The sequence below is a fragment of the Tsukamurella sp. NPDC003166 genome, from assembly GCF_040611135.1.
In the GTDB taxonomy this organism is placed as follows: domain Bacteria; phylum Actinomycetota; class Actinomycetes; order Mycobacteriales; family Mycobacteriaceae; genus Tsukamurella.
The window spans coordinates 241,659-259,359 of the sequence record NZ_JBEXNL010000004.1 but is presented as its reverse complement, the minus strand read 5'-3'; the positions used below and the strand labels follow the sequence as shown (position 1 = coordinate 259,359).

Genomic DNA, 17,701 nt, shown 5'->3' with positions numbered 1-17,701 from the left:
TGCGGGAGACGCCGTTCGCGGATGGGCTTCGGGATCAGTGGCCGTTGCCGGGACCCGAGTGGGCCTCGGCGCGGATGCGCTCGACCATGTGCGGGTAGTGCAGCTCGAACGCCGGACGCTCCGAACGGATCCGGGGCAGCTCGGTGAAGTTGTGCCGCGGCGGCGGGCAGCTGGTGGCCCACTCGAGGCTGTTGCCGAAGCCCCACGGGTCGTCGACCGTGACGACCTCGCCGTACCGGTAGCTCTTGAAGACGTTCCACACGAACGGCAGCGTCGAGGCGCCCAGGATGAACGCGCCGAGCGTCGAGATCTGGTTCAGCGTGGTGAAACCGTCGGTGTCGAGGTAGTCGGCGTACCGACGCGGCATGCCCTCGGCGCCGACCCAGTGCTGCACCAGGAAGGTCATGTGGAAGCCGATGAAGGTGAGCCAGAAGTGCCAGCGGCCGAGGCCCTCGTCGAGCATGCGGCCCGTCATCTTCGGGAACCAGAAGTAGATGCCCGCGTAGGTGGCGAACACGATGGTGCCGAAGAGCACGTAGTGGAAGTGCGCGACCACGAAGTAGGTGTCGGACACCGCGAAGTCGAGCGGGGGCGACGCGAGGAGCACGCCGGTCAGGCCGCCGAAGAGGAAGGTCACGATGAAGCCGATCGAGAACAGCATCGGCGACTCGAAGGTTATGTGACCTCGCCACATCGTCAAGATCCAGTTGAAGAACTTCACGCCCGTGGGGACCGCGATCAGGAAGGTCATGAAGCTGAAGAAGGGCAGCAGCACCGCGCCGGTGGCGTACATGTGGTGCGCCCACACCGCGACGGACAGCGCCGCGATGGCCAGCGTGGCCAGGACCAGGCCGCTGTAGCCGAAGATCGGCTTGCGGCTGAAGACGGGGAAGATCTCCGAGACGATGCCGAAGAAGGGCAGCGCGATGATGTACACCTCGGGGTGCCCGAAGAACCAGAACAGGTGCTGCCAGAGGATGACGCCGCCGTTGGCCGGGTCGTAGATGTGCGCACCGAACTGTCGGTCGACCTCGAGGCCCATCAGAGCCGCGGTCAGCAGCGGGAAGGCGAGCAGGATCAGCAGCGAGGTCACCAGGATGTTCCAGGTGAAGATCGGCATGCGGAACATCGTCATGCCGGGGGCGCGCATGCAGATCACGGTGGTGACCATGTTGACGGCGCCGAGGATGGTGCCGAGACCACCCACGCCGAGGCCCATGATCCACAGGTCGGCGCCGGCGCCGGGCGAGTGCAGCGCGTCGGTCAGCGGGGTGTACGCGGTCCAGCCGAAGTCCGCCGCGCCGCCGGGGGTGATGAAGCCCGAGATCACCATGATCGCGCCGAACACGAACAGCCAGTACCCGAACGCGTTGAGGCGCGGGAACGCGACGTCGGGCGCGCCGATCTGCAGCGGCAGCACGAAGTTGGCGAAGCCGATGACGATCGGGGTCGCGTACAGCAGCAGCATGACGGTGCCGTGCATGGTGAACAGCTGGTTGAACTGCTCGGTGGACAGGAACTGCAGGCCCGGGTTCGCGAGCTCGGCTCGCATCAGCAGCGCCATCAGGCCGCCGATGAGGAAGAACGCGAAACACGTGACGATGTACATGATGCCCAGCGTCTTGTGATCGGTCGTCGTCACCAGCTTGTAGATGAACGACCCCTTGGGCCCGGTCCGCTGCGGGTACGGACGTGCGGCGGTCACCTCGACTGCCGGACGATGCGCTTGCGCGGTCACAAATCCTCCTGCCCTGTGGCCCACCGGATCCGCGGCTGTCGGAACCGGTACTGGCCTCTTCATTCAGGTCTATCGGGCGGTGTTCGCTCACGGCGGACGCCACCCTCGTGAGGTAAGAGTAGCCCCTCTCCCCCACCCGTGTCCTGGGGGTCCTACTCCGCGTCGTACTCGCGTCGCCGAACCGGCCGCGCGGGCCGCGACTGCTACCGTTGCGCTCGGCCGGAACGACAGTGAGGACGGTTGCCGTGAACAGGGTCGGTACAACCAGAGCGGGCGCCGCGATGGCACTCGCCGTCGTCGCCGGCACCGTTCTGTCCGCCTGCGGCGGGCAGGAGCCGATCGAGCGGCCCTTCGCCTCGATCGCCACCACGACGACCCGTCTGGCTTCCGCCAACATCATCGGCCTCGACCGCAAGCCCGACCAGGCGTGCGCGGCACCCGCAACGAGCACCGCGGCACCGGCGACCATCGTCGTCGCCGACCCCGACCTCTTGGACGGACTGTGCGCGCTCGGCCTGCAGGACCGGGTCAAGGCGGTCGGGGGCACCGCACCGTCGTACCTGGGACCGGTCCTCGGCCGCGCGCCCAGGCTGTCCGACGGTGCCCGGGCCGACCTGGCGGTCGGCACCGACCGGTCCGCCGACGCGAACCGGCGCGCGGGCCGCACGGTGATCGTGCCGGCACCGTCGGCGGACTGGCGCCGCAGCTTCCTCGCACTGGCCGACGCCGTGCGGATGCCGGCCGAGGCGCGCGCGATCATCGACCGGTACCAGCGCGACGCGGCCGACGCGTCGGCCAAGATCGACGCGGTGCACAACACCGTCTCCCTGGTGCGCTTCACCGCCGACGGGAACTCCCTGGCCGAGGGCACCGCACCGCTGGCGGCGCAGGTCCTCGCCGACCTCAAGGTGGTCCGGCCGGAACCGCAGCGCAAACCGGAGCCGGTCGAGATGTCCGCGGGCGACTACTCCGCCGCGGAGGGCGACCTGGTCTACGTCGGCTACGAGGGCGACAAGGGCCGCGAGCACGGCACGGCGGTGATGACCTCGGACGCGTGGAAGAAGCTGCGCGTCGTGACCGCGAAGCGGCAGCTCCTGGTCGAGGACTCGTCGTGGTTCTCCGCCGGCGGTCCGGTCGCCGCCGGGATCGTCCTGCACGACGTGAGCAACACGATCAGGGCCTCGTCGTAGTCCTCCGCGCCCCGTCGGCGCGCCCGTCACCCGCCCGGATCGAGCGGTTCGCCCGTCCGCGAAGGCGTCGACCCTCCGTGACGCGCCTCACATTCGCCTCGCAAAACCGCAGGCCCGAAGCTCGGTGCACAAGTGTTCACGGATTCGTGGCCGAAGACCCTTCATTCATGCTTGTTTTAAGTGATAGCCTGAAGGCGATTCAATCTCATACGCGGCTTCTACCAGCAGAGATGCCTGTGGGATTTCCCACAGGACGCTGAGGAAGAACCAGGTACGAGCCGCAACGAGGGTGCCAGGAAAGGATCCATCATGGCCCTGCTGAACATGCCCCGGGTGACGCACATGGCGCGGATGCGCGGTCGCTCGTTCCCCGGTCAGGCCGAGTACGAGCAGACCCTCAACGACCTGTCGGTCGCCTCGGTGAATCGGAACTTCGATCCGTACGTCGACATCGACTGGGACTCCCCCGAGCTCGCCATCGTGCCCGACGATCCGCGCTGGGTGTGCAACCCGCGTTTCGATCCGATCGGCCGCCACCCCTGGTACCAGGCGCAGCCGCTGGCGAAGCAGATCGAGATCGGCATGTGGCGCCAGGCGAACGTGGCCAAGGTGGGCCTGCAGTTCGAGTCGATCCTGATCCGCGGCATCATGCAGTACACGGCCGTGCAGCCGAACAACTCCCCCGAGTTCCGTTACGCCACGCACGAGGCGAAGGAGGAGTGCCAGCACACGCTGATGTTCCAGGAGTTCGTCAACCGCGTGGGCATGGACGTCCCCGGCGGCGCGTGGTGGTTCCGCCGGCTCTCGCCGATCATCCCGCTCGCGGCCACCACCTTCCCGAACATCTTCTACATGGGCGTGCTCGCCGGCGAGGAGCCGATCGATCACCTGCAGAAGCAGTTCCTGCGCTCGGCCGACACGCAGCACCCGGCGATGACCTCGGTCATGCAGATCCACGTGGCCGAGGAAGCCCGCCACATCTCCTTCGCGCACCAGCTGCTCGAGCACAAGATCCCCACCCGTGGCCCGGTCCCGCGGTTCCTGCTGTCGCTGGCCATGCCGCTCGTGATGCGCATCCTGCTCGGCGCGATCATGGTCCCGCCGAAGCAGTTCTGGGACACCTTCGACATCCCGCGGTCGGTCAAGAAGGACATCTTCTGGCGGTCGCCCGAGTCCAAGGCCATGCGCCAGGAGATCTTCGGCGACGTCCGGCTGCTGGCCGAGCGCACCGATCTGATGAACCCGATCTCCCGCGTCCTGTGGCGCGTGCTCGGCATCCACGGCCGGACCTCGCGGTTCCGCAGCGAGCCCTCGTACACCGCGCAGTAGTCTCCAACCACCCCGATATCCGGCTCGGCGGTCACCCGCCGAGCCGGACCCGTATCCCGGCCCGGATGCGGGACCCCCTCTCCGAGGAGATTCCCAGGTGCCTCACGTCATCACCCAGTCCTGCTGCAGCGACGCCTCGTGTACGTTCGCGTGCCCCGTCAACTGCATCCACCCGACTCCCGACGAGCCGGGCTTCGCGACCGCCGAGATGCTGTACGTCGACCCCACGACCTGCGTCGACTGCGGTGCCTGTGTGACGGCGTGCCCCGTCGACGCCATCGGTCCCGCGCACCGGCTGCCGGAGGAGCACAAGGTCTACATCGAGCTCAACCGCTCGCTCGCGGCCGCCGATCCGGCGAACTCCCGGCTCGGCGGCCCGAACCCGCAGGACCGCAGCCGCCCGCCGATGGCGCACACCGTGCCGCCGAAGATCCTTCCGATCCCGTCGGGCACCGTCATCAGCGTGGGCGTGATCGGCAGCGGCCCCGCGGCGATGTACGCCGCCGACGAACTGCTCCGCTACCCGGGCGTCACCGTCGACGTCTACGAGAAGCTGTCCACGCCCTACGGCCTGGCCCGGTTCGGCGTCGCGCCCGACCACATCCGCACCCGCAAGGTCTCGGGCCTGTTCGACAAGGTCGCCGCCGACTCGGATTTCCAGATCCACCTCAATACCGAGATCGGCGCCGACATCTCTCTGGAGGAGCTGCGGAAACGACACGACGCGATCGTCGTGGCCGTGGGCGCCAGCACCGACAAGAAGCTGGGCATCGCGGGCGAGGATCTGCCGAACGTCCGCAGTGCTACCGATTTCGTGGCCTGGTACAACGGCCATCCCGAGCACAAGGGCGACCCGGTCGACCTGACGCACGACCGCATCGTCGTCATCGGCAACGGCAATGTCGCGCTGGACGCGGCCCGGATCCTGACGGCCGACCCGGAGGAACTCGAGGGCACCACCATCTCCCCCGCCGCCCTCGCGGCGCTGCGCGCGTCGAAGGTCGAAGAGGTCGTGATCGTGGCCCGCCGCGGGCCCGAGCACGCCGCGTTCACCCTGCCCGAGGCGCTGGGCCTCGCCGACGAGCGCACCGTCATCGTCCACCCGGACCCCGACGTGGCCGAGACCCTCGTCGCGGGCAGCGACTCGGAGCTCGTGGCGCACAAGCTGGAGCTGCTCGAATCGATGGAGACCCAGTCCGACGCGCCGCGCCGCATCCGCCTGCGCTTCCTCACCACGCCCGAGTCCATCGAGGCCACCGACGACGGCCTGGTGCTGCACGCGAAGCACACCGTCACCGGCGAGGCGATCGACCTGCCCGTCGGCATGGTGTTCACCTCCGTCGGCTACCGGGGCGTGCCGGTGCCGGGCCTACCCTTCGACGACCGGCGCGCGGTGCTGCCGAACGAGGCCGGCCGGGTCCTCGGGGACGACGGTGCGCCGCTCCCCGGCGTGTACGTCACGGGCTGGATCAAGCGCGGCCCCAACGGTTTCATCGGCACGAACAAGACCGACTCGCAGGAGACGGTCGAGAAGTTCGCCGAGGACGTGGTGGCGGGCGTCGTGCAGGGCCGGCCGTCGGGGAAGCGCAAGCGCCCGCTGGGACGGTTCCTGGGCGCGTAACGTCTGACGTCGTGGCGTCCTCGAGGAACGGTGAGCCGATCGAACTGACGGTCGGCGACCGGGTGGTGCGCGTGTCCAGCCCGGACCGGGTCTACTTCCCAGGCGTCGGCGCGACGAAGCTCGACGTGGTCCGGTACTACGAGGCCGTGGGCCCGGGCATCGTTCGCGCGCTGCGTGATCGGCCGACGATGCTGCACCGCTACCCGAAGGGTGTCGACGGGCCCAAGGTCCACCAGAAGCGGATCCCCGCCGGCGCTCCCGACTGGCTCGAGACCGTGGAGATCTACTTCCCCCGGTTCGGCCGGACCGCTGACGAGGTGGTCGTGACCGAGCTCGGTTCGGTGATCTGGGCCGCCCAGATGTCCACGGTCGAGTTCCACCCGTGGAACTGCCGCGCCGGCGATCTCGAGCACCCCGACGAGTGGCGCATCGACCTCGATCCGATGCCCGACTGCTCCTGGTCCCGCGTGCAAACGGTGGCGGGTGTCGTCCGGGAGGTGCTGGACGAGTTGGGGATTCGCGGTTTCCCCAAGACCTCCGGCGGGTCCGGCCTGCACGTGTACGTACGGATCGAGCCCCGCTGGACGTTCTCGGAGGTGCGACGGTGCGCCCTCGCCTTCGCCCGGGAGGTCGAGCGCCGGGCACCGTCGGACGTGACGACGGTGTGGTGGCGCAAGGACCGGGACCCCGCGGCGGTGTTCCTGGACTACAACCAGAACGCCCGCGATCACACCATCGCGTGCGCGTACTCGCTGCGCGGCACACCGATCGCCACCGCGTCCGCCCCGATCACGTGGGACGAGATCCCCGACGTGCACCCCGACGACTTCACCATCCGCACCCTGCCGGCGCGCTTCGCCGAGCTCGGCGATCTGCACGCAGAGATCGACGACGAGGCGTTCTCGTTGGACACACTGGTCGAGTGGGCCGACCGCGACGACCTCCCCCTCCCCGACTGAGATCAGCACCCACGACGTCGCCGGCCGGACGCGGTTCCCTGCGGTTTCGGCGGCGAAATCTCGGCGTGTCGCCGCCGAAACCGCTAGGAACCGCCGATGAAGTCGAGCAGACCGCGGACGGGATCGAGCGTGTTCGTCACGTTCGCGGCGGTCACCACCCCGGCGATGACGGCCGCCACGAGGGTCGCGATCGCCCACCGTCGACGATCCTGCCGCCAGTCGCGGACCGCGAAGACGACCAGCACCGCGGTCAGCACACCTGCCATGACCGCGACGGCCAGGTGGTAGCGCGCGAAGTCGTCGACGAGCTCCTGCACGGCGGGCGATCGGCCGTCGTGCAGCTGTCTCCGTATCAGCGACAGTGCCTGCGCCACCGGGCCGTCCGATTCCGACACTCGATCGCCGAGCAGGGAGAACGCCGACGACAGCGGCGCAACGCTGCCCTGCACGTTGGCGATGAGCAGCACCGCCGGGATCAGCGCGAGCGCGCGGTGCCCCAGGTACAGGGCCAGCACCAGGAGCAGCGCAGCGAAGATCGCCTTGACCAGGTGGTACCGCTGCCAGTCGTCGACCAGCGACCGCAACACCGGCGTGTACTCAGCGCGCCCGGCCACCAGCCACGACGGGAACGCCGACCCGGCCCGCGCGTCGAAGCCCGCCCCCACGATCTGCCGCGGCGCGACGAGGAAGCCGAAGACCAGAAGACCCGCCCCGAAATACCACCAGAATCTGGTACGCGGGCGGGTCTCGCCGGCGTCGTCCGGACTCAGAAGTCCCAGTCCTCGTCCTCGGTGTTGACGGCCTTGCCGATCACGTACGACGACCCGGAACCGGAGAAGAAGTCGTGGTTCTCGTCGGCGTTGGGCGACAGCGCGGAGAGGATCGCCGGGTTCACGTCGGTGGCGTCCTTGGGGAACAGCGCCTCGTAGCCCAGGTTCATCAGGGCCTTGTTGGCGTTGTACCGCAGGAACTTCTTGACGTCCTCGGTGAGGCCGACCTCGTCGTACAGCGACTCGGTGTAGTCCTCCTCGTTCGAGTACAGCTCCATGAGCAGGTCGAACGTGTAGTCCTTGAGCTCCTCGCGACGCTCCGGGGTCTGGGTCTCGAGGCCGCGCTGGTACTTGTAGCCGATGTAGTAGCCGTGCACGGCCTCGTCGCGGATGATCAGGCGGATCATGTCGGCCGTGTTGGTGAGCTTGGCCCGCGAGGACCAGTACATCGGCAGGTAGAAGCCGCTGTAGAACAGGAACGACTCGAGCAGTGTCGAGGCGACCTTGCGCTTGAGCGGATCGTCGCCACGGTAGTAGTCCATGACGATCCGCGCCTTGGACTGCAGATGCTCGTTCTCCTCCGACCAGCGGAAGGCGTCGTCGATCTCACGCGTGCTGCAGAGCGTGGAGAAGATGGAGCTGTAGCTCTTCGCGTGCACCGACTCCATGAACGCGATGTTGGTGTACACCGCCTCCTCGTGCGGGGTGATCGCGTCCGGGATCAGCGACACCGCGCCGACGGTGCCCTGGATCGTGTCGAGCAGCGTCAGGCCGGTGAACACCCGCATCGTCAGCTGCTTCTCGTGCTCGGTGAGCGTGCCCCACGACGGGATGTCGTTGCTGACCGGCACCTTCTCGGGCAGCCAGAAATTGCCCGTCAGCCGGTCCCAGACCTCGGCGTCCTTCTCGTCCTGCACCCGGTTCCAGTTGATCGCCGAGACCCGGCTGACCAGCTTGAGCGGGGCTCCGTCGGCGGGGCTGTGAGCGGCGGTTTCAGACATGACACCTCGGTTTTCGCGGAGCTGGATTTCAACGTCCATGACACTACCCCTTGGGGCCGACAAGTCCGTGAGGCGCAAGATTTAGTTCATCGGGCCAGTTCGGCGTGTCGAATCAGATGATGACCACGTCCAGCAGGCCGTCCAGCACGGCCCGATCGCCCTGCAGGTCGACGGTGCCCGGCTCGCTCCGGCGCCACAGCACCAGATCCAGGTCCGACGCGGTGCCGCGGAGCGTTACGTCGCCGGGAGCGGGCTCATCGAGCACGTCGACACCGTCGGCGCGCAGGCGCAGCGTCCACCGGTCGCCGGTGTCGGTCGCCTCGATGTCGATGACCTTCCCGACCAGGGCCTCGGGCAGTCCCTTCTTGCCGACGATGAGCGGGATCTGCATCTGCGTCAGCTCGGTGATGCCGTCGGCGGCGGTCCACGCCGGCAGAGGCTCGGCACCGTCGGGAAGCGCGTTCTGCAGGTCCCAGCGGTGAATGGACACCTCCTGCGTCATCCGTCGCATCCAGAACGCGGCGACGGTGCGGCCGATGAAGGCACGGGCGGGCTCGTCGGGCTCGTGCCGCTCGAGTTCGTCGCGCAATGCGGCGTTGACCCCCGCGTACCAGGCGATCACGGCGTCGCCGTGGGGCGCGTCGGAGACGTCGGGGATGAAGCGTTCCTTCGAGTCCGGGCCGCCGTGCAGGAAGGCGGTCGCCCAGCGGTGCGCCCCGGCGGTGTGGACGATGCCGTCGCGCACCGTCCATCCCGGACAGCTGGGGACGGGAAGCGTGAGGTGAGCGGGGGCGATCGCGGCGATGCGTTCGCCGTCGGCGGCGATGGAGTCGAGCCAGAGCTGCTTCGTCATACCCCGACCTTACGAACCCAGGCCGGGCCCGCGAGGCGATACAGCACGAGCGACCCCGCGACCGCGACGTTGAGGCTCGCGCCCCGCCCGATCATCGGTATCTCCACGGCCTCATCGAGCAGGTGCAGGGCATCGCTGGGGATGCCGGAGAACTCGTGGCCCAGCAGGATGACCGTGCGCCCCTTGGCGGGCGGGAGGTCCCCAGCCGGGTGGCCCCCTGGGCGAACTCCACCCCGATGATGTGCGAGCCGCGTTCGCGCTGCCTGGCGAGCCAGTTCTCCGGGTTGCCCACGCGGTGTATGCAGCTCGGCCCCGGCAGGGTGTTGCCTTTGCGGAGAGCACCCTTCACCCAGTCGTGGGACGGGACCGCCATGCACGCGGCTACGTGACCTGCACCGCGTCCAGCAATGCCGGCGCGACGGTGGCGTCGCCGAAGGTCTCGAGGTCGGCGAGCGGCACGCGGCGCCAGAGCGCGAGGTACAGGTCCGACGTCGTGCCCCGGAGCGCGGCGTCGCCCTTGGCGTGTCCGCGCTCGACGGCGACGGAGTCCCGCGCAAACTTCAGGGTCCATTCCGCATCGTCGCGGTCGGTGCCGTGCAGGTGGACGGTCCGCCCGACGAGCCCGTCCGGCAGGCCGGGACCGCGGGCGAGGAAGCGCCCGGCGAAGACCTCGGCCCATTCCTCGACGCCGTCGCCGGCGAGGCGGGATTCTACGGGTTCCGCTGCGCTCCAGGAGTTCTCGGCGTCCCAGCGGTGCACGGCGGTCTCGTGGGCCTGGCGGCGCATCCAGAATCCCGCGGTGGCGCGGCCGGTGAAGGCGCGCGCGGGTTCGTCCGCTCCGTGCCGGCGCAGCTCAGTGAGGAGGCCGTCGAGGCGGTCCCGGTACCAGCCCAGCACGGCGGCATCGGCCGGGGCGTCGTCCTCGACGGGCGCGAACATCGCCTGCGCGTCGGGGCCGAGCTCGAGAAAGGTCGCGGCCCAGCGGTGCACCGCTCCGAGGTGAACGATCAGGTCCCGCACGGTCCACCCGGGGCAGCTCGGGACGTCGAGGTCGAGACGCTCCGCCGCGATGGCGGCGACCGCGTCGCCGTCGCGCTCGAGCGCCGCCAACCAGTCGTTCGGTGCCGTCATAGCCGCGACGATACCGCCTGCGGTGCATGCTGTAGCGGTGACCGAACTGCCCATGTTCCCGCTCGGCGCCGTGCTCCTGCCCGGCGAGGAACTCCCGCTGCGCGTCTTCGAGCCCCGCTACCGCCGGATGATCGAGCACTGCCTGGCCACCGACGGCCGGTTCGGCGTCGTGCTCATCGAACGCGGGAGCGAGGTCGGCGGCGGCGATGTCCGCACGGATGTGGGCACCGTCGCCGTCATCGACCGCTACGTCCGGAAGATGGGCGGGGAGTTCACCCTGATCTGCCGCGGTACGGACCGCGTCCGGGTCGGGCGATGGCTGCCCGACGATCCCTACCCGCTCGCCGAGGCGGAGCTCTGGCCGGACGAGGTGCAGCCCGCGGTCGACCTGATCCCGCTCCTGTCCAAGCGCGACGAGATCGAGCGGCTCGCAGCGAGGCTCACCCGCGCGGAGGGCGTGCGCCCCCGGCGCTGGCCGAAGCTGAAGCTGCCCGAGAACCCCGTCGAGCGGAGCTACTACCTGGCCCGCGCGCTGCCGCTGTCCGACGCGGACCGCCATCGCGCGCTCGTCGCGCCCGGCCCGGCCGACCGGGTCCACGCGCTCACCGAAGCGCTGGACGATGTGATCGCGACACTCCGCTTTCGGCTGCAGTAGCAGCACTAGGCGGACATGAATCGCTGCATGTCGGCGAGCACCCGGTCGGCGGCGACGGTGGAGGCGTTCAGGAACCAGGGGTCGACGTCGACCGGGAAGGCACGCCCCTCGACGACCGCGGGCAGTTTCTTCCACAGCGGCGCCTCGGCGAAATCGCCCGAGCCGCCCGGGAACGAGTAGAAGAGCCAGTCCGCCTCGAGGAGACCGACCTGCTCCAGGGACAGGGGCCGACTCGCGGTGTCGCTGAACTGCTGTGCGGGCGGACGGGTCAGGCCGGCGTCGGCGCCGACGATACTGGCGAGCGCGAGCGTCCCGAAGTAGAGATACTGATCGCCCTTTCCCCGGACCAAGGAGATGGTGTCCGAGGTGCCCCTCTTCTGCCCCCACGCGTGGGCACGGCCCTCGTAGTCGGCGAGCAGCCTCTCGCCGTCCGCCGCCTTCCCGAACGCCTCCGCGACGATCTTCAGGTCCGCCTTGAACTGCTCCGACCCTCCGTTCGTCTGAACGGTCCGGGCGATCCCGGTGAGCTTCTCCGTGAGCCCCTTGTCGGCCCGCTTGTTCGAGAGGATGAGGTCGGGCTTGAGGCCCGCCACCTTCTCCAGGTCGGGACTCATGCGTTGTCCCACGACCTGGATCGAGTCGAGGTCGTGCCTGTCGCCGAACCGCTGCTTGATGTAGTCGGGGATGCCACGGCTGTCGGTGGCCTCGGAGACCGCGACGGCCAACCCCACCGGCACGATCCCGAGAGCCAGACAGTAGTCGAGGTGGCCGGTGGACAGCGCCACCACGCGCTGCGGGCCACCGCTCGCGCTCGCACTCCGGCTCGCGCTACCGGAGGTCGACGGTGCCGTCGACGTTCCGCAGGCCGAGAGCACCGTCGCACCGCCCAATGCCAGCGCGCCGCCCAGGAACCGCTGACGACTGAAGCCGGACGACGCATTGTTCGGCGCAGGTGTGAACATACGCGAAGCTTAGGTGATCCTCACCTACATTTCAATGAATGCACGCGCCTCCCACACACCTAGATCCCCTGTTCGTCCTCGACCATCGCCGTCAGGATCCGACGTGCGCGCACCGCAGCCCGGTCCGCCTTGACGTTGACGTACCGCCGTGGGACCGGATCCTCATCGAGGCAGCGCTGCATGGTCTCGAGGACGGCGACGTCCCGGTCGGCCATCGCGTGGAAGACCCCGATCAACTGCTCGCCGACGTCGGGTGACACCGCGGCGCCCCGCCACGAGATCTGCAGGAAGACATGGGTGACGCCGGAGGATCGGGGGGTGAAACCGTGCGTCCGCACGAGCTCCAACTCCGGACCGGTCGCGCCGACGATGGTGTACGTCTGCTTGTGCAGGCCCGGCGACACGAACGTGCCCGTCTCCGTCCGGCCGAAGGACGCCGACGCGGACGCACCGCCCAGCCCGGTGACCGCGGCTTCCCACGGAGCCAGCGGCGCCGTGGGCAGTTCTCGCCTGTAGGCGACGGACACCTCGGAGACCTCGACGTCCTCCAGCGGCGGCAGCACCTCGATGCCGGGCGGCAGCATCTCCGGGTGCATCGCGACGACGTTGGAGAGGTCGAGGTAGTGCTCGTGTAGCAGTTGCAGGTTGGCGGCCACCTCGCGCCGTTCCCCGACGCTCGCCCAGCCGTCACCGTGCAACCACGGTGTCGCCGGCGGTGGCCGCAATCGTTCGCCTCCGGGCGTCCCCGCCCAGATCCAGACGAATGGTCCGCGCTCGACGACCGGGAAGGCGCGCACCCGCGCGGACGAGGGCGGGTGCTCCTGAGACGGGACGCTCACCCAGCGTCCCGTCGCGTCGTAGGTACAGCCGTGGTAGCCGCAGACGATGAGGTCGTCTTCTCGGTGTCCCGCCGACAGGGGGTAGGGCCGATGCGCGCAGCGGTCCTCCAGCGCGGCGATCGCGCCGTCGGAGAGGCGGAACAGCACGACCGGTGTGTCGAGGACGCGCCGCGCGGTGAATCCGTATCCGATCTCGGCAACGGTGGCAACGACGTACCAGCAGTCCCTCGGGTAGTCGACGGCGGGATGATTCCGGGCGGTGTCGTTCATACGTCCAGCACCAGCTTCTTCGACAGGGAGCGGGAAACGCAGAGCATGATCGTCTCGCCGCGCTCCTTCTCCGCCTTGGACAGGATCGAGTCGCGGTGCTCGGGCGTGCCCTCGAGCACGTCGGCCTCACAGGTGCCGCAGATGCCCTCCATGCAGGATCCGAGGACGTCGACGCCGGCCCTCTCGACCGCCTCGAAGATCGTGGTGCCCTCAGGAACGGTCACGCTCACTCCGGAGCGCGAGCACACGACCTCGAACGAGTCGAGCGCGTTCTCGGACGCCGCGACCTCCTTGGCCGCGAAACGCTCGATGTGCAGGCTGCCGTCGGGCCACGGCGCACACGCCTCCTCCACGGCGTCGAGGAAAGCGCCGGGGCCGCAACAGTAGACCAGCGTGTCCGGCTCGGGCGTGCCGAGCGTGGCCGCCAGGTCGATCCGGCCGTTCTCGCGGCTCGGCCAGATCGTGACCTGCTCGGCGTCCTCGAATCGGTCCAGGAACGCCATCGACTCACGGGAACGGCCGCAGTAGAGCAGGCTCCAGTTCGCCCCGCGTGCCTCGGCGGCCTCGATCATCGGGAGGATCGGGGTGATCCCGATGCCGCCCGCGACGAATCGGTAGTTCGCGGAGGCGACCAAAGGGAAATGGTTGCGCGGACCGCGCACGCGGACGGTCGCACCCTCCGTCAGTTTCTCGTGGACGTACGCCGAGCCACCGCGGCCGGCCGGGTCGCGGAGGACGCCGATCTTCCACGACGACTCGTCCGAGGCGCTCCCGCACAGCGAGTACTGCCGCGTCAGCGACGGCTCCAGGAGCAGGTCGATGTGGGCCCCGGCGGTCCACGACGGGAGCTGTCCTCCCGCCGGGTCACTGAGGGTCAGCTCGACGACCCCGTCCGCCACCTCGCGCCGGCCCGCCACCCGAACGTCGACCTCCGTCTCGGTGGTGGTGGTCGTTTCGCGGGAGCGCCGGATCCGCGGCCGAGCGGCGGCCTGTACCGCGGCGGGCTGCAGCGTCCGTTGGTCGCGGGGGCGGGGCCGCTGCCCGATCGGCGTCAGCGTGACCATCATCTTCGTGTAGCCCCGGACGAAGTTCGATTGGAGGTATTCCGGCTCCTCCACCACTTCGATGTCCTCGAACCGCGCGAGCAGTTCCTCCCAGAGGATCCGCAGCTGCAGTTCCGCGACGCGGCTGCCCATACAGCGGTGCACGCCGATGCCGAACGAGAGATGGTGGCGGGCGTTGTGCCGGTCGATGATGAAGTCGTCCGGATTCTCGAAGGTGCGCTCGTCCCGGTTCGCCGAGGCGTACCACATGACGACCTTGTCCCCCTTGCGGATGAACTGACCGTTCAGGACGGTGTCCTTCTTGGCGATGCGCCGCATGTAGGCCAGCGGTGTCTGCCAGCGGATGTTCTCGTGGACGAACTTCGGGATCAGGCTGTGATCGGCTTTGAGGCGGTCGAACTGGTCGGGGAACAGGTTGAGTGCGTACACGCCGCCCGACATCGAGTTGCGGGTGGTGTCGTTGCCGCCCACGACGAGCAGGATCAGGTTGCCGAGGAACTCCATCGGCCGGTTGATCAGGTCCTTGGTGTCCTCGGACATCTGCATCAGGGTGATCAGGTCGTATCCCGGCTTCTCGCCGGCCCGCAGGCGCGCGGCCTTGTCGTGCCACAGGGCGCTGAAGCTCTTCGCCATCTCGGCGGCGCCCTGGTACATCTCGTCCATGTCGACGTCGCCGCCGGTGGCCGCGGCGCTCGCACCTGCCAACTCGGTCCAGTGCACGAGCTTGCGCCGATCCTCGTAGGGGAAGTCGAGCAGGGTGGCGAGCATGCGGGACGTCAGCTCGACGCTGACCCTGTCCACCCAATCGAACGGTTCGTTCACGGGCAGGTCGTCGAGGACCTCCTGGACGCGCGACCGGATCAGGCCCTGCATCTCCTCGAGGTTCTGCGGTGCTACGACTCCCTGAACGGCTGCGCGCTGCTGGTCATGCCGTGGCGGGTCCATCGCGATGAACATCTCGATGTCCAGGCCGTCCGGCGGTACGCCGATGACGATCTGCGGCTCGGCCGAGTAGGTCTCGAAGTCACGGTCGACCGTGACGATGTCGTCGTACCGCGTGACCGACCAGTACGGCCCGAATTCGCTCGACGCCCGGAAGTGCACCGGCGCCTCGTTGCGCAGGCGCTCGAAGTACGGGAGCCACTGGCCCTGCCGCCACATGAACGGGTTGCTCATGTCGATCTCGGTCAGCGTCACCGTGTCGACGTCGGGGATCTCGTCCTCGACGAACTCGGGCTGCCGATTGCCAAGAGCCAGCGTCTTGGCCTTCTGGAAGAGGTGCAGGCCCTGGACTTGCAATTCCATCGGAATGGTTGCCTGGGCCTTGTTGATGACCCGCTCGAGAAAGCTCATCCAACCGCCTTGCGGACGAAGATACGTGGACGTGACCAAACTATGCCGTCCACCGCATCGCGCGGCCGAGTTTCTTGTTTTCGATCGGCCACCGGGCTGAGGACGGGTCGGATTCTGGCATCCACGGAAACAGCCGATCTCACTACGATCGTCGAGCGCAAGATGCCCCGCTCTCCTTCGGGAGGAGAACGGGGCATCTAATTAGCAACGCTCACAACATACAGCTGACGCAGCCCTCCACCTCTGTACCCTCGAGCGCCATCTGGCGCAGGCGGATGTAGTAGAGCGTCTTGATTCCCTTGCGCCACGCGTAGATCTGCGCGCGGTTGACGTCGCGCGTGGTGGCGGTGTCCTTGAAGAACAGCGTCAGCGACAGCCCCTGGTCCACGTGCTGCGTGGCGGCGGCATAAGTGTCGATGATCTTCTCGTAGCCGATCTCGTACGCGTCCTGGTAGTACTCCAGGTTGTCGTTGTCCATGTACGGCGCCGGGTAGTACACGCGGCCGATCTTGCCCTCCTTGCGGATCTCGACCTTCGCCGCGACGGGGTGGATCGAGCTCGTGGAGTGGTTGATGTAGCTGATCGAGCCGGTGGGCGGCACCGCCTGCAGGTTCTGGTTGTACAGGCCGTACTGCTGCACGTCGGCCTTGAGCGCACGCCAGTCGTCCTGCGTCGGGATGTGGATCTCGGCGTCCGCGAACAGCGTCGACACCTTCTCGGTGGCCGGCTTCCACTCCTGCTCGGTGTACTTGTCGAAGAACTCGCCCGAGGCGTACTTGCTGTTCTCAAAGCCGCCGAACGACTGACCGCGCTCGCGCGCGATGCGGTTCGACGCGCGGATCGCGTGGAAGAGCACCGTGTAGAAGTAGATGTTCGTGAAGTCGACGCCCTCGTCGGAGCCGTAGAAGACCCGCTCGCGCGCCAGGTAGCCGTGCAGGTTCATCTGCCCGAGGCCGATCGCGTGGGAGAGGTTGTTGCCCTTCTCGATCGACGGCACGGAGCTGATGTCGGTCTGGTCCGAGACGGCGGTGAGTCCGCGGATGGCGGTCTCGATGGTGGCGCCGAAATCGGGGCTGTCCATGGTCTTCGCGATGTTCAGCGAGCCCAGGTTGCAGGAGATGTCCTTGCCCACCTCGGCGTAGGACAGGTCGTCGTTGTAGGTCGACGGGGTGCTCACCTGCAGGATCTCGCTGCACAGGTTGGAGTGGGTGATCTTGCCGGCGATCGGGTTCGCGCGGTTCACGGTGTCCTCGTACATGATGTACGGGTAGCCAGACTCGAACTGCAGCTCGGCGAGGGTCTGGAAGAACTCCCGGGCGTTGATCTTGGTCTTGCGGATCCGCGAGTCGTCGACCATCTCGTGGTACTTCTCCGAGACGTTGACGTCCGCGAAGGGCACGCCGTACACGCGCTCCACGTCGTACGGCGAGAACAGGTACATGTCGTCGTTGTTCTTGGCGAGCTCGAAGGTGATGTCCGGGATCACGACGCCCAGCGACAGGGTCTTGATCCGGATCTTCTCGTCCGCGTTCTCCCGCTTGGTGTCGAGGAAGCGGTAGATGTCCGGGTGGTGCGCGTGCAGGTACACGGCGCCCGCGCCCTGCCGGGCGCCCAGCTGGTTGGCGTAGCTGAACGAGTCCTCGAGCAGCTTCATGATCGGAATGACGCCCGAGCTCTGGTTCTCGATCTTCTTGATCGGTGCGCCGTGCTCCCGGATGTTGCTGAGCAGCAGTGCGACTCCGCCGCCGCGCTTGGACAGCTGCAGCGCCGAATTGATGGACCGGCCGATCGACTCCATGTTGTCCTCGATGCGGAGCAGGAAGCAGTTGTGGACGACAGTGCCATGAATCGAGTAGGTGTGCGTGCCCTCGACGTGGAGGTTGTACACGGTGTCGGGAGCGTCTTCGATCACCGTGATCTCGCGCACCCCATAGACGTGGCGCCCGTGCACGACCTGGTAGGTGGC

At 68.1% G+C, this 17,701-nt stretch carries 14 protein-coding genes and 1 pseudogene; 5 read left to right on the top strand and 10 right to left on the bottom strand.

Features of this window, described 5'->3' with window-relative positions; translation table 11 throughout:
- Nucleotides 1-34: 34 nt before the first annotated feature.
- Nucleotides 35-1,738, bottom strand: a complete 1,704-nt coding sequence (ctaD, locus tag ABZX10_RS07195; protein WP_355536434.1) for a cytochrome c oxidase subunit I — start codon at nt 1,736-1,738, stop codon at nt 35-37.
- A gap of 281 nt (nt 1,739-2,019) precedes the next feature.
- Here ctaD and ABZX10_RS07190 point away from each other — a divergent pair, with 281 nt between their 5' ends.
- The 4 genes from ABZX10_RS07190 (at nt 2,020) to ligD (ending at nt 6,837) form a co-directional block, all read left to right on the top strand.
- On the top strand, nt 2,020-2,928 hold the full coding sequence (locus tag ABZX10_RS07190) for a hypothetical protein (protein WP_355536431.1): 909 nt from the start codon (nt 2,020-2,022) through the stop codon (nt 2,926-2,928).
- A gap of 324 nt (nt 2,929-3,252) precedes the next feature.
- Complete coding sequence (locus ABZX10_RS07185; protein ID WP_355536679.1) at nt 3,253-4,257, top strand: diiron oxygenase; 1,005 nt, start codon at nt 3,253-3,255, stop codon at nt 4,255-4,257.
- Nucleotides 4,258-4,354: 97 nt separating this feature from the next.
- Nucleotides 4,355-5,878 carry an FAD-dependent oxidoreductase gene (locus ABZX10_RS07180; RefSeq protein WP_355536428.1) on the top strand — a complete coding sequence of 508 codons (1,524 nt, stop codon included), beginning with the start codon at nt 4,355-4,357 and terminating at the stop codon, nt 5,876-5,878.
- 11 nt (nt 5,879-5,889) lie between these two features.
- A complete protein-coding gene (ligD, locus tag ABZX10_RS07175; RefSeq protein ID WP_355536425.1) occupies nt 5,890-6,837 on the top strand; it encodes a non-homologous end-joining DNA ligase in 948 nt (315 codons plus the stop codon).
- 83 nt (nt 6,838-6,920) lie between these two features.
- Here ligD and ABZX10_RS07170 read toward each other — a convergent pair whose 3' ends face one another.
- From ABZX10_RS07170 to ABZX10_RS07150, 5 genes are all read right to left on the bottom strand, one after another.
- Entirely contained in the window at nt 6,921-7,502 is a 582-nt protein-coding gene (locus tag ABZX10_RS07170; RefSeq protein ID WP_355536422.1) for a hypothetical protein, read from the bottom strand.
- Between the two features lie 101 nt (nt 7,503-7,603).
- The gene (nrdF, locus tag ABZX10_RS07165) at nt 7,604-8,608 is read right to left on the bottom strand and encodes a class 1b ribonucleoside-diphosphate reductase subunit beta (RefSeq protein WP_355536419.1); all 1,005 of its coding nucleotides are present in this window, start codon (nt 8,606-8,608) and stop codon (nt 7,604-7,606) included.
- Nucleotides 8,609-8,720: 112 nt separating this feature from the next.
- Nucleotides 8,721-9,461 carry a maleylpyruvate isomerase family mycothiol-dependent enzyme gene (locus ABZX10_RS07160; RefSeq protein WP_355536416.1) on the bottom strand — a complete coding sequence of 247 codons (741 nt, stop codon included), beginning with the start codon at nt 9,459-9,461 and terminating at the stop codon, nt 8,721-8,723.
- Entirely contained in the window at nt 9,458-9,838 is a 381-nt protein-coding gene (locus ABZX10_RS07155) for a TrmH family RNA methyltransferase (protein ID WP_355536413.1), read from the bottom strand. The genes ABZX10_RS07160 and ABZX10_RS07155 overlap by 4 nt, the downstream gene beginning before the upstream one ends.
- A 4-nt stretch (nt 9,839-9,842) precedes the next feature.
- On the bottom strand, nt 9,843-10,592 hold the full coding sequence (locus tag ABZX10_RS07150) for a maleylpyruvate isomerase family mycothiol-dependent enzyme (RefSeq protein ID WP_355536410.1): 750 nt from the start codon (nt 10,590-10,592) through the stop codon (nt 9,843-9,845).
- A gap of 52 nt (nt 10,593-10,644) precedes the next feature.
- Here ABZX10_RS07150 and ABZX10_RS07145 point away from each other — a divergent pair, with 52 nt between their 5' ends.
- Nucleotides 10,645-11,247 (top strand): LON peptidase substrate-binding domain-containing protein, encoded by a 603-nt coding sequence (locus ABZX10_RS07145; RefSeq protein WP_355536676.1) that lies wholly within the window; start codon nt 10,645-10,647, stop codon nt 11,245-11,247.
- A 5-nt stretch (nt 11,248-11,252) separates the two neighbouring features.
- Here the strand turns inward: ABZX10_RS07145 and ABZX10_RS07140 are convergent, their stop codons facing one another.
- The 4 genes and pseudogenes from ABZX10_RS07140 to nrdE form a co-directional block, all read right to left on the bottom strand.
- Nucleotides 11,253-12,209: an iron-siderophore ABC transporter substrate-binding protein gene (locus ABZX10_RS07140; RefSeq protein WP_355536407.1), complete on the bottom strand. Its 957-nt coding sequence runs from the start codon at nt 12,207-12,209 to the stop codon at nt 11,253-11,255.
- A gap of 59 nt (nt 12,210-12,268) precedes the next feature.
- A complete protein-coding gene (locus ABZX10_RS07135) occupies nt 12,269-13,318 on the bottom strand; it encodes an aromatic ring-hydroxylating dioxygenase subunit alpha (RefSeq protein WP_355536404.1) in 1,050 nt (349 codons plus the stop codon).
- Nucleotides 13,315-15,735, bottom strand: coding sequence for a cytochrome P450/oxidoreductase (locus tag ABZX10_RS07130; protein ID WP_355536401.1), 2,421 nt, complete (start codon nt 15,733-15,735; stop codon nt 13,315-13,317). The genes ABZX10_RS07135 and ABZX10_RS07130 overlap by 4 nt, the downstream gene beginning before the upstream one ends.
- A 211-nt stretch (nt 15,736-15,946) precedes the next feature.
- A pseudogene (nrdE, locus tag ABZX10_RS07125) lies at nt 15,947-17,563 on the bottom strand (class 1b ribonucleoside-diphosphate reductase subunit alpha); the annotation flags it as partial.
- Nucleotides 17,564-17,701 lie beyond the last annotated feature (138 nt).

What these genes read in the sequence shown, in the direction of transcription:
- ABZX10_RS07190 (WP_355536431.1), top strand. Translation starts at nt 2,020, where the DNA reads ATGGCACTCGCCGTCGTCGCCGGCACCGTTCTGTCCGCCTGCGGCGGG.
- ABZX10_RS07185 (WP_355536679.1), top strand. Translation starts at nt 3,253, where the DNA reads ATGCCCCGGGTGACGCACATGGCGCGGATGCGCGGTCGCTCGTTCCCC.
- nrdF (WP_355536419.1), bottom strand. Translation starts at nt 8,608, where the DNA reads ATGTCTGAAACCGCCGCTCACAGCCCCGCCGACGGAGCCCCGCTCAAG.
- ABZX10_RS07160 (WP_355536416.1), bottom strand. Translation starts at nt 9,461, where the DNA reads ATGACGAAGCAGCTCTGGCTCGACTCCATCGCCGCCGACGGCGAACGC.
- ABZX10_RS07150 (WP_355536410.1), bottom strand. Translation starts at nt 10,592, where the DNA reads ATGACGGCACCGAACGACTGGTTGGCGGCGCTCGAGCGCGACGGCGAC.
- ABZX10_RS07145 (WP_355536676.1), top strand. Translation starts at nt 10,645, where the DNA reads ATGTTCCCGCTCGGCGCCGTGCTCCTGCCCGGCGAGGAACTCCCGCTG.
- ABZX10_RS07140 (WP_355536407.1), bottom strand. Translation starts at nt 12,209, where the DNA reads ATGTTCACACCTGCGCCGAACAATGCGTCGTCCGGCTTCAGTCGTCAG.
- ABZX10_RS07135 (WP_355536404.1), bottom strand. Translation starts at nt 13,318, where the DNA reads ATGAACGACACCGCCCGGAATCATCCCGCCGTCGACTACCCGAGGGAC.
- ABZX10_RS07130 (WP_355536401.1), bottom strand. Translation starts at nt 15,735, where the DNA reads ATGAGCTTTCTCGAGCGGGTCATCAACAAGGCCCAGGCAACCATTCCG.